The sequence below is a fragment of the Desulfosarcina sp. genome (assembly GCF_046496365.1).
Classification (GTDB): Bacteria; Desulfobacterota; Desulfobacteria; order Desulfobacterales; family Desulfosarcinaceae; genus Desulfosarcina.
The window spans coordinates 21,667-37,344 of record NZ_JAWOHB010000067.1 but is presented as its reverse complement, the minus strand read 5'-3'; the positions used below and the strand labels follow the sequence as shown (position 1 = coordinate 37,344).

Sequence of the window (15,678 nt, the reverse complement as noted above, 5' to 3'; positions counted from 1 at the left end):
GCGCAGTCGGGCGGATACACTGGAGGTGCTCGAACGGCAAAAGATTCTTCGCTTGGTGGTTAAAGAGATCCTTGTATATGAGAACACCATCAAAATCAGGCATTTAATCCCGATTACCAAAACTTCAGGAACTTCAGGTTTGTCCGGCAAGGATAACTTGCCTACGGGTTATCTATTGCGTTCGTGGCGTGAGTGGACCGCCCTGAGGCGTGCCCATGGTCGGCTGACTCACCAGTCCGCCTTCCATGATACCTGCCTGCAGATAACGGCGAATCAGGCCCAGCACTCGCTTATCCCTGACTTTTCGTCCCACGCGGCTCATCAGCACATCATGGTGGACGCGATCGAAAAACTTCTCCAGATCCAAATCCACCACCCAGCGCCTGCCGTCCGCTACATTGGCCTTGGCCTGAAGCAGCGCCTGATGGGCACTGCGCCCCGGCCGAAATCCGTAGCTGTGAACCGAAAAGTCAGGATCGAACAAAGGGTTCAGTACTTGATGCATGGCCTGCTGGATCAGCCGGTCAACCACCGTGGGGACACCAAGCTTGCGCATCCCCTTGCCGCCAGGTTTGGGTATCTCCACCCGACGCACCGGCTGCGGTTGATAGCTGCCTGCCAGCAGTTGTTCTTTGATGCGCGGCCAGTGGCACTGCAAATGGGCCTTCAGGTCGTCAACACCCATGGCGTCTATACCTGCACAACCCTTATTGCCGACCACCCGCCTGTACGCCTTGCGCATATTCTCGCGCTCGACCACCGCTTCCATCAGATTCTCGATTCCCGTACAGGTGTGCCCTTTGCTTGCCGTGCCACTTGACGCACCACCGGCGGCCATCGGCAGATTCCGTCCGCCTCTCTCCGCCGGGGCATCGCGCATCCCAGCCCGATTGGTCAGCATCTCAATGGTCATCGAAAGTAAAGCTCCTGTCCGTAACACATGTTCAGGCCTTCGGCTGGGTCGAGTAAGCCTACTATGCCGTCGGCTGACTTCTGCCAATCCATCCCGGCACCTTGCGATGCCGGTAGCACAAGGCAGATCGGCAGATCTCCCCGGGTAATGCGCACCCACCTTCACGCTTATGCCCGCCGCATATACGTCCATGCTCTCCGCACAGGTATCGGACTTTGAAGATAGTTGCCTTCTCATCCAGCATGGGCGCCTCGTATGCGATTTCTGTTCGTCGGGCCAGCGATTTGCCTGCGGCTTCCTTCAGATCCCACCTCACGATGGGCACCCTTGCCGTCCGGCTAACACTTCCCCCTGTTGGGTGTGTAGAGGACTTGCACCTCCAAGTGAGTGCGCCCTGCCGGGCGCACAACGCAAAAAGGCCACAGCTGTAAAGCTGCGGCCTTTTTGGTATTACTGCTTTGGCTGTTAGGAACTATTTTGCGAACAGCGCGGCTATGGCTCCTGCCTGGGGATGCGCGTAGATCAGGATCAGTGCCACAACGAGTGCATAAATACACAAAGACTCGATCATGGCCAGACCGATCAGCATGGTAATGGTGACCTTACCGGAAGATTCGGGGTTCCGGGCGATGCCTTCAACGGCCGACTTAAGGCCCATGCCCTGTGCAATACCGCAACCAAAGGCGGCCACTGCGATCCCAAAACCAGCTGCTGTCACACACGCGATAAAAAACTGCAATGCTTGAGCTTCCATATCCTACCCTACCTCCTTTAAAAGATTGATAATTAGGGCTTCTTCCAGTCACCCCAAACCAGTTGAACGCAAGTCAATTTTCCAATCGGTCTGATCCTTAACCAGCGAATGGACGGGTTTCCCTTGACGCTTCCCATCAATGGGCATGTTCCATGGCCCCAGAGAAGTAGATGATCGACAGGAGAAAGAAAACGAACCCCTGCACGAAGGCCACGAAGATACCCAGAGCCATAATCGGCAGAGGCGCAAAGAAGGCGCCTGCCAGGCCGAAGAGAATGGCCAGAACGATCTCGTGTCCCATCATGTTTCCGAAAAGACGGAAAGAGAGCGACAATATCCGCGCCAGATGTCCGATGACTTCGATAATAAAAATCAGCGGCGCCATCCACCAGACGGGCCCCATAAAGTGTTTGATGTAAGCGGCACCATGGTATTTGACGCCGATGATGTGGGTGAACACCACCACCACAATGGCGCAGGAAGCCGTGGTGTTCAGGTTGGCGGTGGGCGGAAAGAACCCGGGAACGATGCCGATCAGGTTGCCGATAAAGATGTACAGGAAAATCGTGGCCGCCAGGGGGAATAACCAACGGGCCTCTTCACCGGCCGTTTCCACCATGAATTCCTCGATACCGGATACGATGACTTCGAACAGGTTCTGGGCTTTTCCAGGTATCATGGAGATGGTTTTGGTCGCCAGGGCGCCGGCAATGATCAACATGGCCATAAGAACCCAGGAGTAGACCACATGCGGGTAAACGTGGGCAAAATGCCCCAGCCCGATCGCTTCGAAAATCTTGACGAAAAACAGATAGGGATGCTCCATCCTTAGACCGCCTCCTTGAAATATAGTTTTTTAAACTCAACCGCAGTGGCCAGGGTGATGCTGGCCACCACGACGGAAAGACCGATGAACAGACCGATGGGGTTCACCACCTGCTGGCTGATGAGCAAAAAAATGATCACGCCGCTGATGGTGAATCGGATGTAATATTTGGCCAGAACCACGTTGGGTGAAATCAACTGCCGGGGGCGCAGCGCCTTGATCAGCGTTTTGGCCAGCAAGTGAAAATTGATCGTCACGATGAGTCCGCCAAAAACCATGCCCCGGGCGAATGCCGGGGAGGCCGCCAGCAGTCCCAGCAGGGTAATCGCAGCCAGAAGCACCCAGTTGGATCGGGTAACGAATGTGAGCATACGCTGCTGAATATTCACGGTCGTCGGCATTCCACTGTTACGGGTTACAACCTGCGGCTTTTTTTAATTGCCAGACCAATGTTGCGGTATCCGGCGGCGATTCCGAACCCCAAAAAAACAAGCGTCAGCCAGGGTGTTGTGTCCAAACGCCTGTCCAGGTAAACGCCGATCCCAAGTCCGATGAAAATGGAGAATGACACGGAGAAACCCAGGCTCGAATAATAAGCCAGTTCTCGTATCCACACTCGCGTTTCTTTTTTCATGGGATTGACCCTTCTCCGACCGCAAAGTGGCGTCAGATCAGGCCCTGATCGGAATACGTGCCTATAACACGGCTGGGGTATCAAGTCAATGTCAAATTGGATGTGCACAACCGAAAATCATCACCACTTGAGCCGCTGAGCCTCGAAAATCGGACCGTCCATGCAGACGTGCCGGTAGCGTGTATCGTCGTCGCACACGCCTACGGCACATCCAAGGCAGGCACCCATTCCGCAGGCCATCATGGCCTCGATGGAGACCTGGCAGGCGATGCTGCGCACCCTGGCGATGGCGGCAACCTCCTTGAGCATGCCCCATGGTCCACAGGCGCAGATAAGATCCGCCGGACCCGCATCCAGCGCCCGTTCGAGGCTCTGGGTCACCAACCCCTGGTTTCCCTGGCTGCCGTCGTCTGTGGTCACCTCCACTAAAAATCCAGGCAGATCGAATTCGGTGATGCAGACCAGGTCATCCCGGGTTCGGCCACCGACAAACACGACACAGCGGTTGAAGCCTCCTTCCCGTTCCAGCAGTGACTGGGCCAGAAAACGGATGGGCGGCACACCGACCCCGCCGGCGACAAGGATCAGCTGGCGGCAGGTGTCGGGTACTGCAAAGGCGTTTCCGAGCGGCCCGATGACGGACAACCGGTCGCCTTCGCGACAGCGGGACAATCTTTCGGTTCCTTTTCCGACGACCTTAAACAGGATCTCGATCCCGGTCACAACTCCCTTTTCCCGTATCAATCCCAGAAGGGAAAATGGGCGACGGAGCAGCGGGACGGCTTCGGTTCCGGTGCGGAGCATGATGAACTGCCCGGGCCTGGCGCTTTCGAAACCGGCTGCACAGGCCAGCCCCATACGGTAATAACCCGGTGCTTGAACCTGGTTCCACAATACGATCGTATCTTGTGTGATCATACCTTCATTTCCCCGAAGCAATATATGCGTTCATCCCGATCAAGGCGGCAAAACGACCTGTTTTTCGTGCCGCGCGGTAAGAATAAAACAGGTGAGGATTACACCGCGTGCACATGCCGGCAGCATGCACGTTGCCATTTAATAACCCGGCGCTGACCAGTTGATGCCGGCTGATGCGCCAGAAATCAAAATGGTTGGATCCCACGCGAAATGGCCACAAATGGATAGGGATTTCTTGTTTGTAATTGACAAACTCGGCACAGCAGGGTCCCAGGGAAGGACCGATGGCGGCAAGCATCTGGCCGGGATAGCAGCCGAATTCGGAGCGCATCCGCAAGACAGTCTCGCCGATGATATTGGCCACACTGCCACGCCAGCCGCAGTGGATGTTGGCCACCACACGGTTGAGTGGATCGAAAAGCATCACCGCCTGGCAGTCGGCCGTGAGGATCAACAACCGAATCCCCGGCAGATCGGTGATCAGGGCATCTGCCGGCTCCGATTCGGTTAGGATCGTTTGACCGGATTGAATCGCTCGCCGGGTGATGGTTCGAATGGCAGTACCATGATTCTGGCGGGTGTAGATGTGAATCCCTTCACCGGTCATTTGCCAAAGCCGTCTGCGGTTGGCCGCTACCGACTGCGGGTCGTCACCCACATTCTGACTCAGATTCATGCTGTCAAAAGGCGGTTGGCTGATCCCTCCGGTACGGCATCCGATTAGGTGGGTCAGGCCATCAAAACGGTTAAGGGCCTTGAACTGGAAAAAATAGTTTTCCTCACTTTTTAACAGCTGCAACCAACCACCTCACGTGCGCGCAAGTGGTAATCGCATGAATGGGTTCTCCGGAAATGACACACCCTTGTGGTCGCCGGGCCCATCCAGTTTTCCCAGGTCCGCATGATTTTCCATAAGCAGGCCAGGCGCCGAAGCCTGCCCTAAAGTGCCCGTGCCAACGTCAGCACATCCACCCGTCTGGCGCCGTCCCGAACCAGGGCAGCCGCACAGGCATCGGCCGTAGCACCGGTGGTCAAGACGTCATCGACCAGCAGTATGCGTTTTCCGGCGCTTTGACCGCGACGGGTCACCGCAAAGGCATCTTTGATATTGATGCGCCGCCGTCTGCTGTCCAGGCCGGTCTGGGGTGCTGTCGCCCGGGTGCGCACCAGTAAATCACGTACGATGATGGTCTCACCGGGCAGTGTCCACCGCCGAACGAGCAGGTAGGCCTGGTTGAATCCCCTTCTCCTGAACCGGTGCCTGTGGAGGGGGACAGGCGCCACGACATCGATGTCGCCGACCGCCCAGTAACGCTGGAACGTATCAAACAGCAGCCCCCCCAGCGGATCGGCCAGGTTCACCGCTGCCTTGAACTTGAGTGCATGGATAGCGGCCCGCAGGGTCTGATCGTAAATACCGGCTGCGCGCGCCCGGCTGAACGCACCTGGCCGATCCAGGCATCGGCCGCACAGGTGATCTCCGCCTTCGCGGCTTTTAAACACCATCCCGCACCGGGAACACAGGGGCGAATCCACCGCTGTCCATTGATATCGGCAATGCACACAGCATCTTTGCTCCATCGCAGAAGCAAACCCGATGGCGTCGGCCTTGAAAGGACCGTCCACCGTGGGCGACGCTCCCGCGTCGTTTTGAAACAACCGGCCGCAGGCGAGGCATTTGGCCGGAAACAGGGCGTTACCCAAACCATGGAGCAACCCTCTGATCGTAATCGACGCCATGATCCTATTTCATCTGTGCCACAATGGCAGCAGCGAACTCTGAACATTTGACTTCCTGCGCCCCCTCGATCTGCCGGGCCAGATCATAGGTTACCCGGCGGGCCTTGATGGCCGCTTGCACGGCATCACGAACAGCCATTCCCGCCTCTTTCCAACCCAGGTAATCAAGCATCATGGCGCCGGAAAGAATCAGTGAACCGGGGTTCACCTTATCCAGCCCGGTATATTTCGGGGCAGTGCCGTGGGTCGCTTCAAATACGGCACACCGGTCGCCGATGTTGGCTCCGGGCGCCATACCCAACCCACCCACCTGGGCGGCCAAGGCATCGGATATATAGTCGCCGTTGAGATTAGGTGTGGCGATCACGCTGTATTCAGCCGGCCGCAGCAGCACCTGCTGGAAAAGCATGTCCGCTATGCGGTCCTTGATCACAACCTTTCCCTCGGGAGCCCTGCCGTCGAAACGGTCATAGAGCTCGGCCTCGGTGATCGTCCGGTCGCCAAACCGCTCCTTGGCCACCTGGTAGCCCCACTGGGCAAAGGCGCCCTCGGTGAACTTCATGATGTTGCCCTTATGCATGAGGGTCACACTGGGAAAACCGTTCTCCAACGCATGGGTGATGGCGCTGGCCACCAGGCGTTTGGTGTTGCCCGGGCTGATGGGTTTGATACCGATGCCGGACGCGGGCGGCAGTTCAACGCCCAATTTCGATTTAAAAAATTCGGTTACCATTCGGGCCTCATCGCTTCCGGAGGCCCACTCAATGCCGGCGTACAAGTCTTCGGTATTTTCCCGAAACACCACCATGTTGATTTTTTCCGGATGTTTCATGGGGCTGGGAACGGTTTCGATATAACGCACCGGACGAACGCAGGCATACAGATCGAGCTTCTGCCGGATGGCCACGTTGAGGCTGCGGATCCCCTTGCCGATGGGCGTGGTCAGCGGCCCTTTGATAGCCACCACATTGGCTTCAATGGCGTCAAGGGCCTCCTGGGGCAGAAAATTTCCGGTTTTCTGGTACCCCTTTTCTCCCACGGGCAGCTCCATCCATGAAATCTTTCGAACACCCTGGAAGGTTCTCTCAACGGCCGCGTCGATGACCAACCGGGTGGCTCGCCAGATATCCGGGCCGATGCCGTCACCCTCGATGAAAGGAATGACGGGATGGTCCGGCACATCAAGGGTGCCGTCACTGTTTTTTTGGATCGTTACTGAATTACCCATGGGCGGTTCCTCCTGATTAAAAATAAAAACCAATCTAGATTTTATGCCGTTCTCTTGATTGCGGCCACCCTGCCAGCCGACGCTGCCGAAAGGCTTCATAAAGCACCACGGCAGCGGCAGCCGAGGCATTCAGAGAGTCCACGCGGCCAAGCAGAGGGATAGATACGAGATAATCACAATACTGCCGGACCAGAGGTCGGAGACCCTTTTCCTCTCCACCCACAACCAGGGCCAGAGACCCTTTCAGGTCCGCCTCGAAAACCGTCTGCTCCGCTTCCATGGCCAGCCCGACCACCCAGACGCCCTGCTTTTTAAGCCATTGAATCGTGCCGGCCAGATTGGTCACCCGACACAGGCGGGTATGCTCCAAGGCACCGGCTGAAGCCTTGGATACCGCCGGGGTCGCCCCGACGGCACGATCTTTCGGAACCACCAATGCATCGACGCCCACGCAGTGTGCCGTGCGTACGATGGCCCCTAAATTGTTCGGATCCACAATGCTGTCCAAAAGCACCAGCAGGCAGGCACCATCGCCTCGATCGGTTCGGGCAAGGATCGATTCCAGGGAATCGATGGGCAGGGAAGACACGCCGGCGGCAAGGCCCTGGTGCTGGTCGCTTCCGGTGAACGCACCCATCTGGTCAGGGGTGACCGTCTGCCAGGCAATCCCCCTCTTTTCCGCCAGACCGACGGCCCGGGCCTGACGCTCTGAAAGTGATGGACGGTCCACCATCAACGTATGGATGGTTCGCCGACCGGCGGCCAGCGCCTCCATCACCGGGTGAAAGCCGAAGAGCATCTCCCGGGTATCCGGTGCCGACCCCCGCTGCTTGATTTTTCGGGTCATGTCAGGCGCCTCTTTTTAAGATGGAGATAAACCGGTCGATGGCGGCGTCCAGATCGTCATTGACCACCACGTACCGGTACATCGGGCGACGGGCGATTTCGGATCGCGCGTTCTGCATGCGCTTGTCGATTACCTCGTCACTGTCCAGCCCTCTGGCGCTGAGCCGCTGGCGAAGGACGTCCATGGATGGCGCCATGATGAAAATGGTCAGTGCATCCGGGTAGCGTCGCAGAATCTGTGCGGCGCCCTGAACATCGATATCCAGCAGGACATCCCTTCCGGCATCCAGATGATCTTGGATGAACCGGGCGGAGGTCCCGTAATAGTTGTCGTGAACCTTGGCCCATTCAGCCCACTGCCCGGCGTCGATACCCGCGCGGAATTGCGCCTCAGTAACAAAAAAGTAGTCTCTACCCGCCTGCTCCCCCTCACGGGGCGTCCGGGTGGTCGAACTCACCGAGTATACCAGATGCGGCAATTGCCGGCGGGCCGCCTCGCACAACGTGGTTTTGCCGGCTCCGGATGGCGCGGAAACCACAAAGAGTCGACCGCCAGGCGCATTCCCACCATCATGCTTTTTCTGAATCGAATCGGTCATCTGCCATCACTTTCCGTTTTCAAGTCTTCAAAACGCTGGGAAATGGTTTCGAACTGGATGGCGGACAGCACAATGTGATTGCTGTCCATGATGATGATGGCCCGCGTGCGGCGGCCCTGCGTGGCGTCCACCAGGTGCCTTTCATTGCGGGCTTCATCTTTAAGCCGCTTCATTGGCGACGAGTTGGGCGAAACAATGGACACCACCCGTTCGGCCACGACCGTGTTACCAAAACCGATGTTCAGCAGTTTTTTTTCCATGCTACTCCACGTTCTGAACCTGCTCGCGCATCTTCTCGAGCTCCGATTTTACCGTCACGATGATGTGGGACATGGCAGCATTTCCCGATTTGGACCCCATCGTGTTAAACTCACGATTGAATTCCTGGAGCAGGAAATTCAATGGTCTGCCGGCCGGCGTGCCATCCGCCATCAGGGACCTGAACTGCTGGATGTGGCTGGCGGCCCGCACCATCTCTTCGGAAATATCGCTGCGGTCGGCCAGCAGGGCCGCCTCCTGGGCGATGCGCGTCTGATCGATTTCCACGGCACCATGGGTAAGCGCCTCGATACGCTCCTGCAGCCGCTGCCGAACCATTGCGGGCAACTGCGCGGCCTGGTCTCCGATCTGCGCCAGCATGATCTCGATGGCATCCAGACGCTGGCGGAAATCCTGGGCCATGTTGTCGCCTTCCACCTGCCGCATGGCATCCAGGTCGACCATGGCCGACTTGAGACAGGGCGCCAGATGAGGCCATACGGCATCCATGTCCTTTTCCACCTCCACGGCCTGGATCAAGCCACCCGCCGCCATTACCGTTTCAATGGTAAGCTGTTCTTTCAGATTCAGCGCTTGTTGCAGCTGTGTCAAGGCCGCAACGTAGGCCCGCGTCCGCGGCAGGTTGACATCAAACCCGATGCCCCCTTCCGATTCATCCTGGATCTGCACCCGGATATCCACCCGCCCACGGGACACGGTTTCACCAACAAGGGTTTTAATGCGCTCCTCCAGGGATTCGAAGCCATGGGTTAGTTTCAAGGCCACGTCCAGATGCCGGCTGTTGTACGAACGCACTTCCACACGAACGGTGTATGGCGGCGTCTGATTTTCCGCCCGAGCATAGGCGGTCATGCTTTTGATCATAGCGACTCCCTAATCACCACTGTCTGTAATTCGAAAAGCCTCAATTCCCGATTCGCTTAAGATCCTGCATATATTTTCTTCGAACCAGGGTTAAAAAATCGATCAGGCACCCGTCGGCATAGTCGGGGTAGGTCCACGGCAGCGCGCGAAAAGACCCTTTTTGATAGATCAGGGTCAGATCCGCATAGATACCCCGGCCAATGTAAATCCGGTGGGTGAAATTCTTGCCGGTGGCCAGGACAAACCGTTCGGCAAGCAGATACCCCGGATCGATATTCACCCGGCGCCGGCCCTGACGCTGATACGTTTGTTCCAGCGCATTGGTCATCTGTTTGACAGCAGCCAGTCGGGTCTGTTCAACCAGTGATTTAAAAACCATCACCCGGCGGATCAAGGGTGCACCCATCTCCGGTTCATAATAGGTCGTAAAATCAAAATTAAACCATGGGCTGATCATGTCCACAGGGCCCAGCTGCTCCTCCAGCGCCTGCGCGATCTTTGCAGCAAGGCGCTTGTCCCTGACGAAAAAGCCCGTGACAAGCTTGGCTGGTTTGGGGGTTTGGGGCAGGCTCATGGTTCAATGGCCACGTAAAAGATAAACGTCCAGCATGGATGTTCCAATCTCAACTTATAAATATGATTGCTTCTACTCGTCGCGAGTCCAGCAACGCTTCGCTTATGAGAACAGGCGACGCGCCGGAACCATTTTCAAAATGGCTTGGCCTCGTCGATCAGCATGATGGGAATGTCATCGCGAATTTCGTACACCAGCCGGCACGCCTCACAGATCAGGCCGTCTTTGGCGTCGTTGAGGCGGATTTCACCCTTGCATTGGGGGCAGGCGAGAATATCAAGCAGTTCCTGGTTGATGGCCATCATTTACTCCTTGTTTTGATTTTTACTTTGCGGAAAGTTTGCGGGCAATGGCGCTGGTGCTGTGCCCCGGGAGGATGTCCACCAGACATACCCGGCCACCATACGCTTCGACAATCGCCTTGCCGACCACGTCCGCTATTCGGTAATCCGCCCCTTTGACCAGAATGTCCGGCTTGAGCTGCTCGATGAGGGTCAAAGGGGTGTCTTCGTCAAAAAAAACCACCATGTCGACATCCTCGAGGGCACTGAGGATGGCGGCCCGGTCATGACCCGGAAGGATGGGTCGCTGTGCGCCCTTGAGCCGCCTGATGGATGCGTCCGTGTTTAATCCCACTATCAGCCGGTCCCCCAGATGGCGGGCCTGGTTGAGCAGACTCACATGGCCGGGATGGAGCAGATCAAAACAGCCATTGGTAAAAACAATCCGCTGGTCGGCCTGGCGCCACCGCATGAGCCGCTCCGAGGCCTCCTGGAGATCGGCCACTTTCCACAAGGCGGGGGCCGGCTTGCGCCGGGATGCTTCTACCAGTGCCTGCCCCAATTCAACCCATCGCACGGGCTGGGTGCCCAGCTTGCCCACAACAATGCCTGCGGCCGTATTGGCCACGGAAGCCGCTTGACTGAAATTCAATCCCGCTGCCACGCAAGCCGCCAGGGTGGCGATAACCGTATCTCCGGCACCGGACACATCGAACACCTCTCTGGCCTGGGCAGCAATCATAACCGGCGGAGCATCCTTGCCGAACAGGGCCATCCCCTTGGGTCCCCGGGTAACCAACAGCCAGTCCAGGGCCAGGTGCCGGTGAAGGTCTTGGGCGACGGGAATCAGATCACGTTCCGTCTTGACCGGGCTGCTGGCGACCAGTTCCAGTTCGGCCGAATTGGGCGTGATGCAGGTGGCGCCGGCATACCGTTCCCAGTGCCTGCCCTTGGGGTCGATGAGGAGGGGAACGCCCATTTTTTTGCAGGCCTGGATCAACGTCTGGGTGAAATCACGCGACGCAAACATGCCCTTGCCGTAATCTGACAGGATAACCGCCTTCACACGGGGAAGCAGTTCGGTGGCTGCCGATAAAATCCGCTCGGCCGTCGCGCTGCCGACATCGCTGCCGTCCTCCTCATCCAGACGCACCACCTGCTGTTTGCCGGCCATGACCCGGGTTTTGGTGATCGTAGGCCGCTGCGCATCCACAACACTGTGGTCGGCTATTTGAAAAGCGTTCAGCATCTCCTTGACCCGGTTTGATGCCGTGTCCTGGCCGAGGAGCCCGATGACCGCCGCGCTGCAGCCCAGCCCGGAGAGGTTGGCGGCGACGTTTCCCGCTCCGCCAAGGGAAAAGGTCTTCTCATTCACCTTGACCACCGGAACCGGTGCCTCCGGAGATATGCGGTGCACATCGCCCCAATAGTAGCAGTCCAGCATCAGATCCCCCACCACCAGAACCGTGGTGCGGGCCAGCTGGCCGGCCAGATCATTGGTTGATGGAAGGAGACTCACAATTGGACTCCAGGGTTCCGGGGCAAGCCATCCTCGATCTGCCCGGCCCAATAATGCAGAATGAAAATATGGGCCTCCTGGATTCGGGCCGTGGTGGCGCTATCCACCACGATGGCCTGGTCGACCAGCCCTTTCAGGGCTCCGCCGTCGTTGCCCAAGAGACCGACGGTCTTCACTCCCAGCGATCCGGCTCGCTTGACGGCCCGGATGACGTTGGGGGAGTTCCCGGATGTAGAAATGCCCATGAGTAAATCTCCGGCTCGGCCGAGACCATCCACCTGACGGGCAAACACCTCATCATAGCCGTAGTCGTTGCCCACGGCGGTGAGAATGGACGTATCCGTGGACAGTGCAACTGCCGGGTAGGCCCGGCGCTCCTTCTCGAACCGGCCCACGATCTCGGCAGCAAAGTGCTGAGCGTCACTGGCACTGCCGCCGTTGCCGCAGATCAATAGCTTACCGCCGGAGAGCAGACACTGCAAAAGCAACGCGCCGGTCCTTTTCAGATCAGGTGCGATGGTTTTCAGATTTTCCAGACAGCGCACATGCGCATCGATCAGGTTGCTCAGCATGGGGTTGACAATCTCCAATTTCGGTTTGGGCGTATTCATATATCGCTGCGGCAAGCAGGGGAATCATAATTTCGTGGTGACCGGTAAGCGCATATCCCCTGCCCCCGATCAGCACCGGCCGCTGGACCACATTGACGCCGGGACGGTAGTGCTGAATCATGTCAAAATTGGCCGTGGTGAAATCCTTGACCGGGTAGCCCAGGTTGCGGCCCACGGCAAGGGCCTTTAAAAATACCTCCGGCATGATGACCGCGCTGCCAAGGTTGATTGCAACGCCGCCGCCGCCCAGCCGGCAGACACTGGCGGCAAAAATCCTGAAATCCCTGAGCGAGGCCTCACCGATGGCTGCACCGCTGGCCGTGGGGTGCTGATGGACGATATCGGTTCCCAAGGCCACGTGGAGGGTATAGGGAATCTTCAACTGATGGGCGCGGGCAATCAAAGCGCGCTGGACATGGGGTCCATTTTCTTCCAACAGGAGCGCCCCCACCGCCTCGCCAAACCCTTCCCGACCGGCGGCAGACCGCCTGGCGGCATCATTGACCAGAAGGGCCGTGTCCGCTGCCATCCCGAAGGAGCCGTCTTCCAGCTGGGCGGCCACGTCTTCGGAGGTGTGGCCGAAGCGGGCCAGCTCCGTATCGTGAATGGCCGCAGCGCCGTTGGATGCCAGATGGGTGATAAAGCCGTCGGCAGCCAGTCCAGCCAGTACCGGTGCACAACCGGTTTTGATGACATGGCCGCCGAACATGACCACCACCGGTTTCCCCAGCTGTCTGGCACCCACCACGGCTCTGGCGACGGCCTTTAGTTCATCCGCTTTCAAAACTGCCGGCAGACCTTCCAAAAATGCTGCAAACCGCATGCCCGGTCTCAGGGGTCTGCCTTCGAGCGTCGTCGTCACCTTTGAGGGCCTGTGGGATCCCTTATAGGTCTTGATGGCAGAAAGGTCGAGTTCTGCATGGGGCATGATTCTTCTCCCAACCCTGTTCTCCCGCACAGCCCAAGCAACATCTGGCCTGTCAGGGCAGCCTGATGGATAGGTTAAGATTTGCATTTAAATGCTGGTTTTATATAATGCCGGGTATGGATTGGCAATGGCTATCCAAGAACCCGATTCACATTTTCATGGACGCCACCACCGTCCTTGATTCCGTTTTCAAGCCCATCGTTTACAAAAAGCATCCCATGGGGTAAATAGCGGGCACGCTTGGTTGCAGCCCCCCAGGCATACCGCACGGGCAATGCACCTGATCGCAAGGTTCAAGCGCTGCCGGCGTTGACAGAAAAAAGGAAAAACGCGTGTGAAACCTTTCTCGACCATAAATCTAAAGGACCGACATCGGCAGATCTTGTCCCTGGTCAAAAAAAACAGCGCCCGCCTGGTTCTCGCCGCAGGATCTAGTTTGATGATATCCGGCGCCACCACCGCAATGGGATACATGATCAAACCGGTGATCGACGATATCTTCGTCAACAAGGATACCACCGGGCTGCTGCTGCTGCCCCTGTTGGTGATTGTCATCTTTATGGTCAACGGCCTGGGTCGCTACGGCCAGGAATATTTCATGAATTTCGTCGGCGAAGACATCATTCGCCGCTTGCGCAACCAGCTTTACGACCGTATTCAGGATCTCTCGCTGGCCTTCTTCCAGAAAGAACGCACCGGCACCCTCATGTCGCGGATTACCAATGATGTAAATATTCTCAAAGCGATGGTATCCACGGCCGTTACCGGTTCATTGCGTGATGTCGCAACCATCGTCGGCCTGACGGCGGTGATCTTTTATCAGAACTGGCGCATGGCAATCATTGCCTTTTTTATTTTGCCGGTGGCCTTCTGGCCGATCTTCATCCTGGGGCGAAAGGTCCGGCGGGTGAGCACCGGCTGCCAGCAGGCCATGGCCGAACTGAATGCATTTTTGCACGAAACCTTCGCCGGCAACAAAATCGTCAAGGCCTTCAGCATGGAGCAGCACGAAAAGCAGCGTTTCTTCGACCAAACCCAGCGGCTCTTCAATTTAGAGATCAAAGGGGTTAAAGTTCGCGCGCTGTCATCGCCCATCATGGAATTTTTCGGCGGCCTGGGGATTGCTTTCGTCATCTGGTACGGTGGATCGGAGGTCATTGACGGCAAGACCACGCCAGGCACATTCATGAGCTTTCTGGCATGTGTTCTGCTCCTTTATGATCCGGTCAGAAAACTGAGCCACCTGAACAACGCCATCCAGCAGGGGCTGGCCGCTGCAGATCGGGTTTTCGATATTATCGAGACCCCCTCCGACATCCGCGACCCGGATTCGCCCGTCCCGATCATTCCCGGCCCCCATGAAGTGCGGTTTGAAGCGGTCCATTTCAGCTACGGTGAGAAAGATGTACTCAAAGGCATCGACCTGCGCATAGACAAAGGGCAGGTGCTGGCCCTGGTGGGCATGAGCGGCGGGGGCAAGAGCACCATTGCCAACCTGATTCCGCGCTTTTTTGATGTTACCGGCGGCCACATCCGCATCGACGGCATCGACGTCCGCGAAATTGCCGTGGCTGACCTTCGCCGTCAGATTGCCATCGTCACCCAAGAGCCCATTTTATTCAATGAAACGGTTCGCGACAACATCGCCTATGGCCGGCCGGATGCCACGGAGGATCAAATCGTTGCCGCGGCCAAAGCCGCATTTGCCCATGATTTCATTCTCCGTTATCCAAATGGATACGATACGATGATCGGCGAGTTGGGCGGAAGGCTTTCCGGCGGGGAAAAACAGCGTCTGTGCATCGCCAGGGCATTGATCAAGAACGCGCCTATTCTGATTCTTGATGAAGCCACGTCTTCCCTGGATTCCGAAGCCGAAGGCATCGTCCAGAAGGCGCTGGAAAACCTGATGCATGGACGAACCACCGTAGTGATCGCCCACCGGCTGTCAACCATTGCCGGCGCCGATCGGATTGCCGTTATCGTGAACGGGAATATCGTTGAAGAAGGCACGCACGCGTCATTGCTTTCCCGCAATGGTGAGTACGATAAACTTTATCGGATGCAATACGGAGGCAACCAGGATAGGGGGACCCATCCACCACGGAATAAGGCCTGATCATAACGCTTCAGGATCCGCTGCCCGTTGCATCCATCGTGAACC

Annotated in this window: 20 protein-coding genes; 1 reads left to right on the top strand and 19 read right to left on the bottom strand. The window is 57.4% G+C overall.

Features of this window, described 5'->3' with window-relative positions; all coding sequences use genetic code 11:
- Positions 1 to 172: 172 nt before the first annotated feature.
- From R6V78_RS05770 to R6V78_RS05680, 19 genes are all read right to left on the bottom strand, one after another.
- Positions 173 to 913, bottom strand: coding sequence for a reverse transcriptase domain-containing protein (locus tag R6V78_RS05770; RefSeq protein ID WP_410288383.1), 741 nt, complete (start codon positions 911 to 913; stop codon positions 173 to 175).
- A 61-nt stretch (positions 914 to 974) separates the two neighbouring features.
- Positions 975 to 1,229, bottom strand: a complete 255-nt coding sequence (locus R6V78_RS05765; RefSeq protein ID WP_410288382.1) for a hypothetical protein — start codon at positions 1,227 to 1,229, stop codon at positions 975 to 977.
- A 156-nt stretch (positions 1,230 to 1,385) separates the two neighbouring features.
- Positions 1,386 to 1,667 (bottom strand): ATP synthase F0 subunit C, encoded by a 282-nt coding sequence (gene atpE, locus R6V78_RS05760; protein ID WP_410288381.1) that lies wholly within the window; start codon positions 1,665 to 1,667, stop codon positions 1,386 to 1,388.
- A gap of 136 nt (positions 1,668 to 1,803) precedes the next feature.
- The gene (atpB, locus tag R6V78_RS05755; protein ID WP_410288380.1) at positions 1,804 to 2,493 is read right to left on the bottom strand and encodes a F0F1 ATP synthase subunit A; all 690 of its coding nucleotides are present in this window, start codon (positions 2,491 to 2,493) and stop codon (positions 1,804 to 1,806) included.
- Positions 2,494 to 2,495: 2 nt separating this feature from the next.
- Positions 2,496 to 2,864, bottom strand: a complete 369-nt coding sequence (locus R6V78_RS05750; RefSeq protein ID WP_410288379.1) for an ATP synthase subunit I — start codon at positions 2,862 to 2,864, stop codon at positions 2,496 to 2,498.
- A gap of 44 nt (positions 2,865 to 2,908) precedes the next feature.
- Complete coding sequence (locus R6V78_RS05745) at positions 2,909 to 3,127, bottom strand: AtpZ/AtpI family protein (RefSeq protein WP_410288378.1); 219 nt, start codon at positions 3,125 to 3,127, stop codon at positions 2,909 to 2,911.
- Between the two features lie 120 nt (positions 3,128 to 3,247).
- Complete coding sequence (locus tag R6V78_RS05740; RefSeq protein ID WP_410288377.1) at positions 3,248 to 4,045, bottom strand: dihydroorotate dehydrogenase electron transfer subunit; 798 nt, start codon at positions 4,043 to 4,045, stop codon at positions 3,248 to 3,250.
- 4 nt (positions 4,046 to 4,049) lie between these two features.
- The gene (gene pgeF, locus R6V78_RS05735; RefSeq protein ID WP_410288376.1) at positions 4,050 to 4,844 is read right to left on the bottom strand and encodes a peptidoglycan editing factor PgeF; all 795 of its coding nucleotides are present in this window, start codon (positions 4,842 to 4,844) and stop codon (positions 4,050 to 4,052) included.
- Between the two features lie 140 nt (positions 4,845 to 4,984).
- Positions 4,985 to 5,785 (bottom strand): hypothetical protein, encoded by an 801-nt coding sequence (locus tag R6V78_RS05730; RefSeq protein WP_410288375.1) that lies wholly within the window; start codon positions 5,783 to 5,785, stop codon positions 4,985 to 4,987.
- A gap of 4 nt (positions 5,786 to 5,789) precedes the next feature.
- The gene (gene icd, locus R6V78_RS05725) at positions 5,790 to 7,013 is read right to left on the bottom strand and encodes an isocitrate dehydrogenase (NADP(+)) (protein WP_410288374.1); all 1,224 of its coding nucleotides are present in this window, start codon (positions 7,011 to 7,013) and stop codon (positions 5,790 to 5,792) included.
- A gap of 34 nt (positions 7,014 to 7,047) precedes the next feature.
- Positions 7,048 to 7,860: a 23S rRNA (guanosine(2251)-2'-O)-methyltransferase RlmB gene (rlmB, locus tag R6V78_RS05720; protein WP_410288373.1), complete on the bottom strand. Its 813-nt coding sequence runs from the start codon at positions 7,858 to 7,860 to the stop codon at positions 7,048 to 7,050.
- Between the two features lies 1 nt (position 7,861).
- Positions 7,862 to 8,458 carry a guanylate kinase gene (gene gmk / locus R6V78_RS05715; protein WP_410288372.1) on the bottom strand — a complete coding sequence of 199 codons (597 nt, stop codon included), beginning with the start codon at positions 8,456 to 8,458 and terminating at the stop codon, positions 7,862 to 7,864.
- Entirely contained in the window at positions 8,455 to 8,718 is a 264-nt protein-coding gene (locus R6V78_RS05710; protein ID WP_410288371.1) for a DUF370 domain-containing protein, read from the bottom strand. The genes gmk and R6V78_RS05710 overlap by 4 nt, the downstream gene beginning before the upstream one ends.
- Before the next feature lies 1 nt (position 8,719).
- Positions 8,720 to 9,589, bottom strand: a complete 870-nt coding sequence (locus tag R6V78_RS05705) for a YicC/YloC family endoribonuclease (protein ID WP_410288370.1) — start codon at positions 9,587 to 9,589, stop codon at positions 8,720 to 8,722.
- A gap of 52 nt (positions 9,590 to 9,641) precedes the next feature.
- Positions 9,642 to 10,175, bottom strand: coding sequence for a DUF4416 family protein (locus R6V78_RS05700; RefSeq protein ID WP_410288369.1), 534 nt, complete (start codon positions 10,173 to 10,175; stop codon positions 9,642 to 9,644).
- 134 nt (positions 10,176 to 10,309) lie between these two features.
- Entirely contained in the window at positions 10,310 to 10,477 is a 168-nt protein-coding gene (locus tag R6V78_RS05695; RefSeq protein WP_410288368.1) for a Trm112 family protein, read from the bottom strand.
- Positions 10,478 to 10,499: 22 nt separating this feature from the next.
- Complete coding sequence (gene hldE / locus R6V78_RS05690) at positions 10,500 to 11,975, bottom strand: bifunctional D-glycero-beta-D-manno-heptose-7-phosphate kinase/D-glycero-beta-D-manno-heptose 1-phosphate adenylyltransferase HldE (RefSeq protein WP_410288367.1); 1,476 nt, start codon at positions 11,973 to 11,975, stop codon at positions 10,500 to 10,502.
- Entirely contained in the window at positions 11,972 to 12,547 is a 576-nt protein-coding gene (locus R6V78_RS05685; RefSeq protein ID WP_410288366.1) for an SIS domain-containing protein, read from the bottom strand. Before R6V78_RS05685 ends, hldE begins: the two co-directional genes overlap by 4 nt.
- Complete coding sequence (locus R6V78_RS05680) at positions 12,483 to 13,514, bottom strand: hypothetical protein (RefSeq protein ID WP_410288365.1); 1,032 nt, start codon at positions 13,512 to 13,514, stop codon at positions 12,483 to 12,485. Before R6V78_RS05680 ends, R6V78_RS05685 begins: the two co-directional genes overlap by 65 nt.
- A 334-nt stretch (positions 13,515 to 13,848) precedes the next feature.
- Here R6V78_RS05680 and R6V78_RS05675 point away from each other — a divergent pair, with 334 nt between their 5' ends.
- A complete protein-coding gene (locus tag R6V78_RS05675; protein ID WP_410288364.1) occupies positions 13,849 to 15,633 on the top strand; it encodes an ABC transporter ATP-binding protein in 1,785 nt (594 codons plus the stop codon).
- Positions 15,634 to 15,678: the final 45 nt, after the last annotated feature.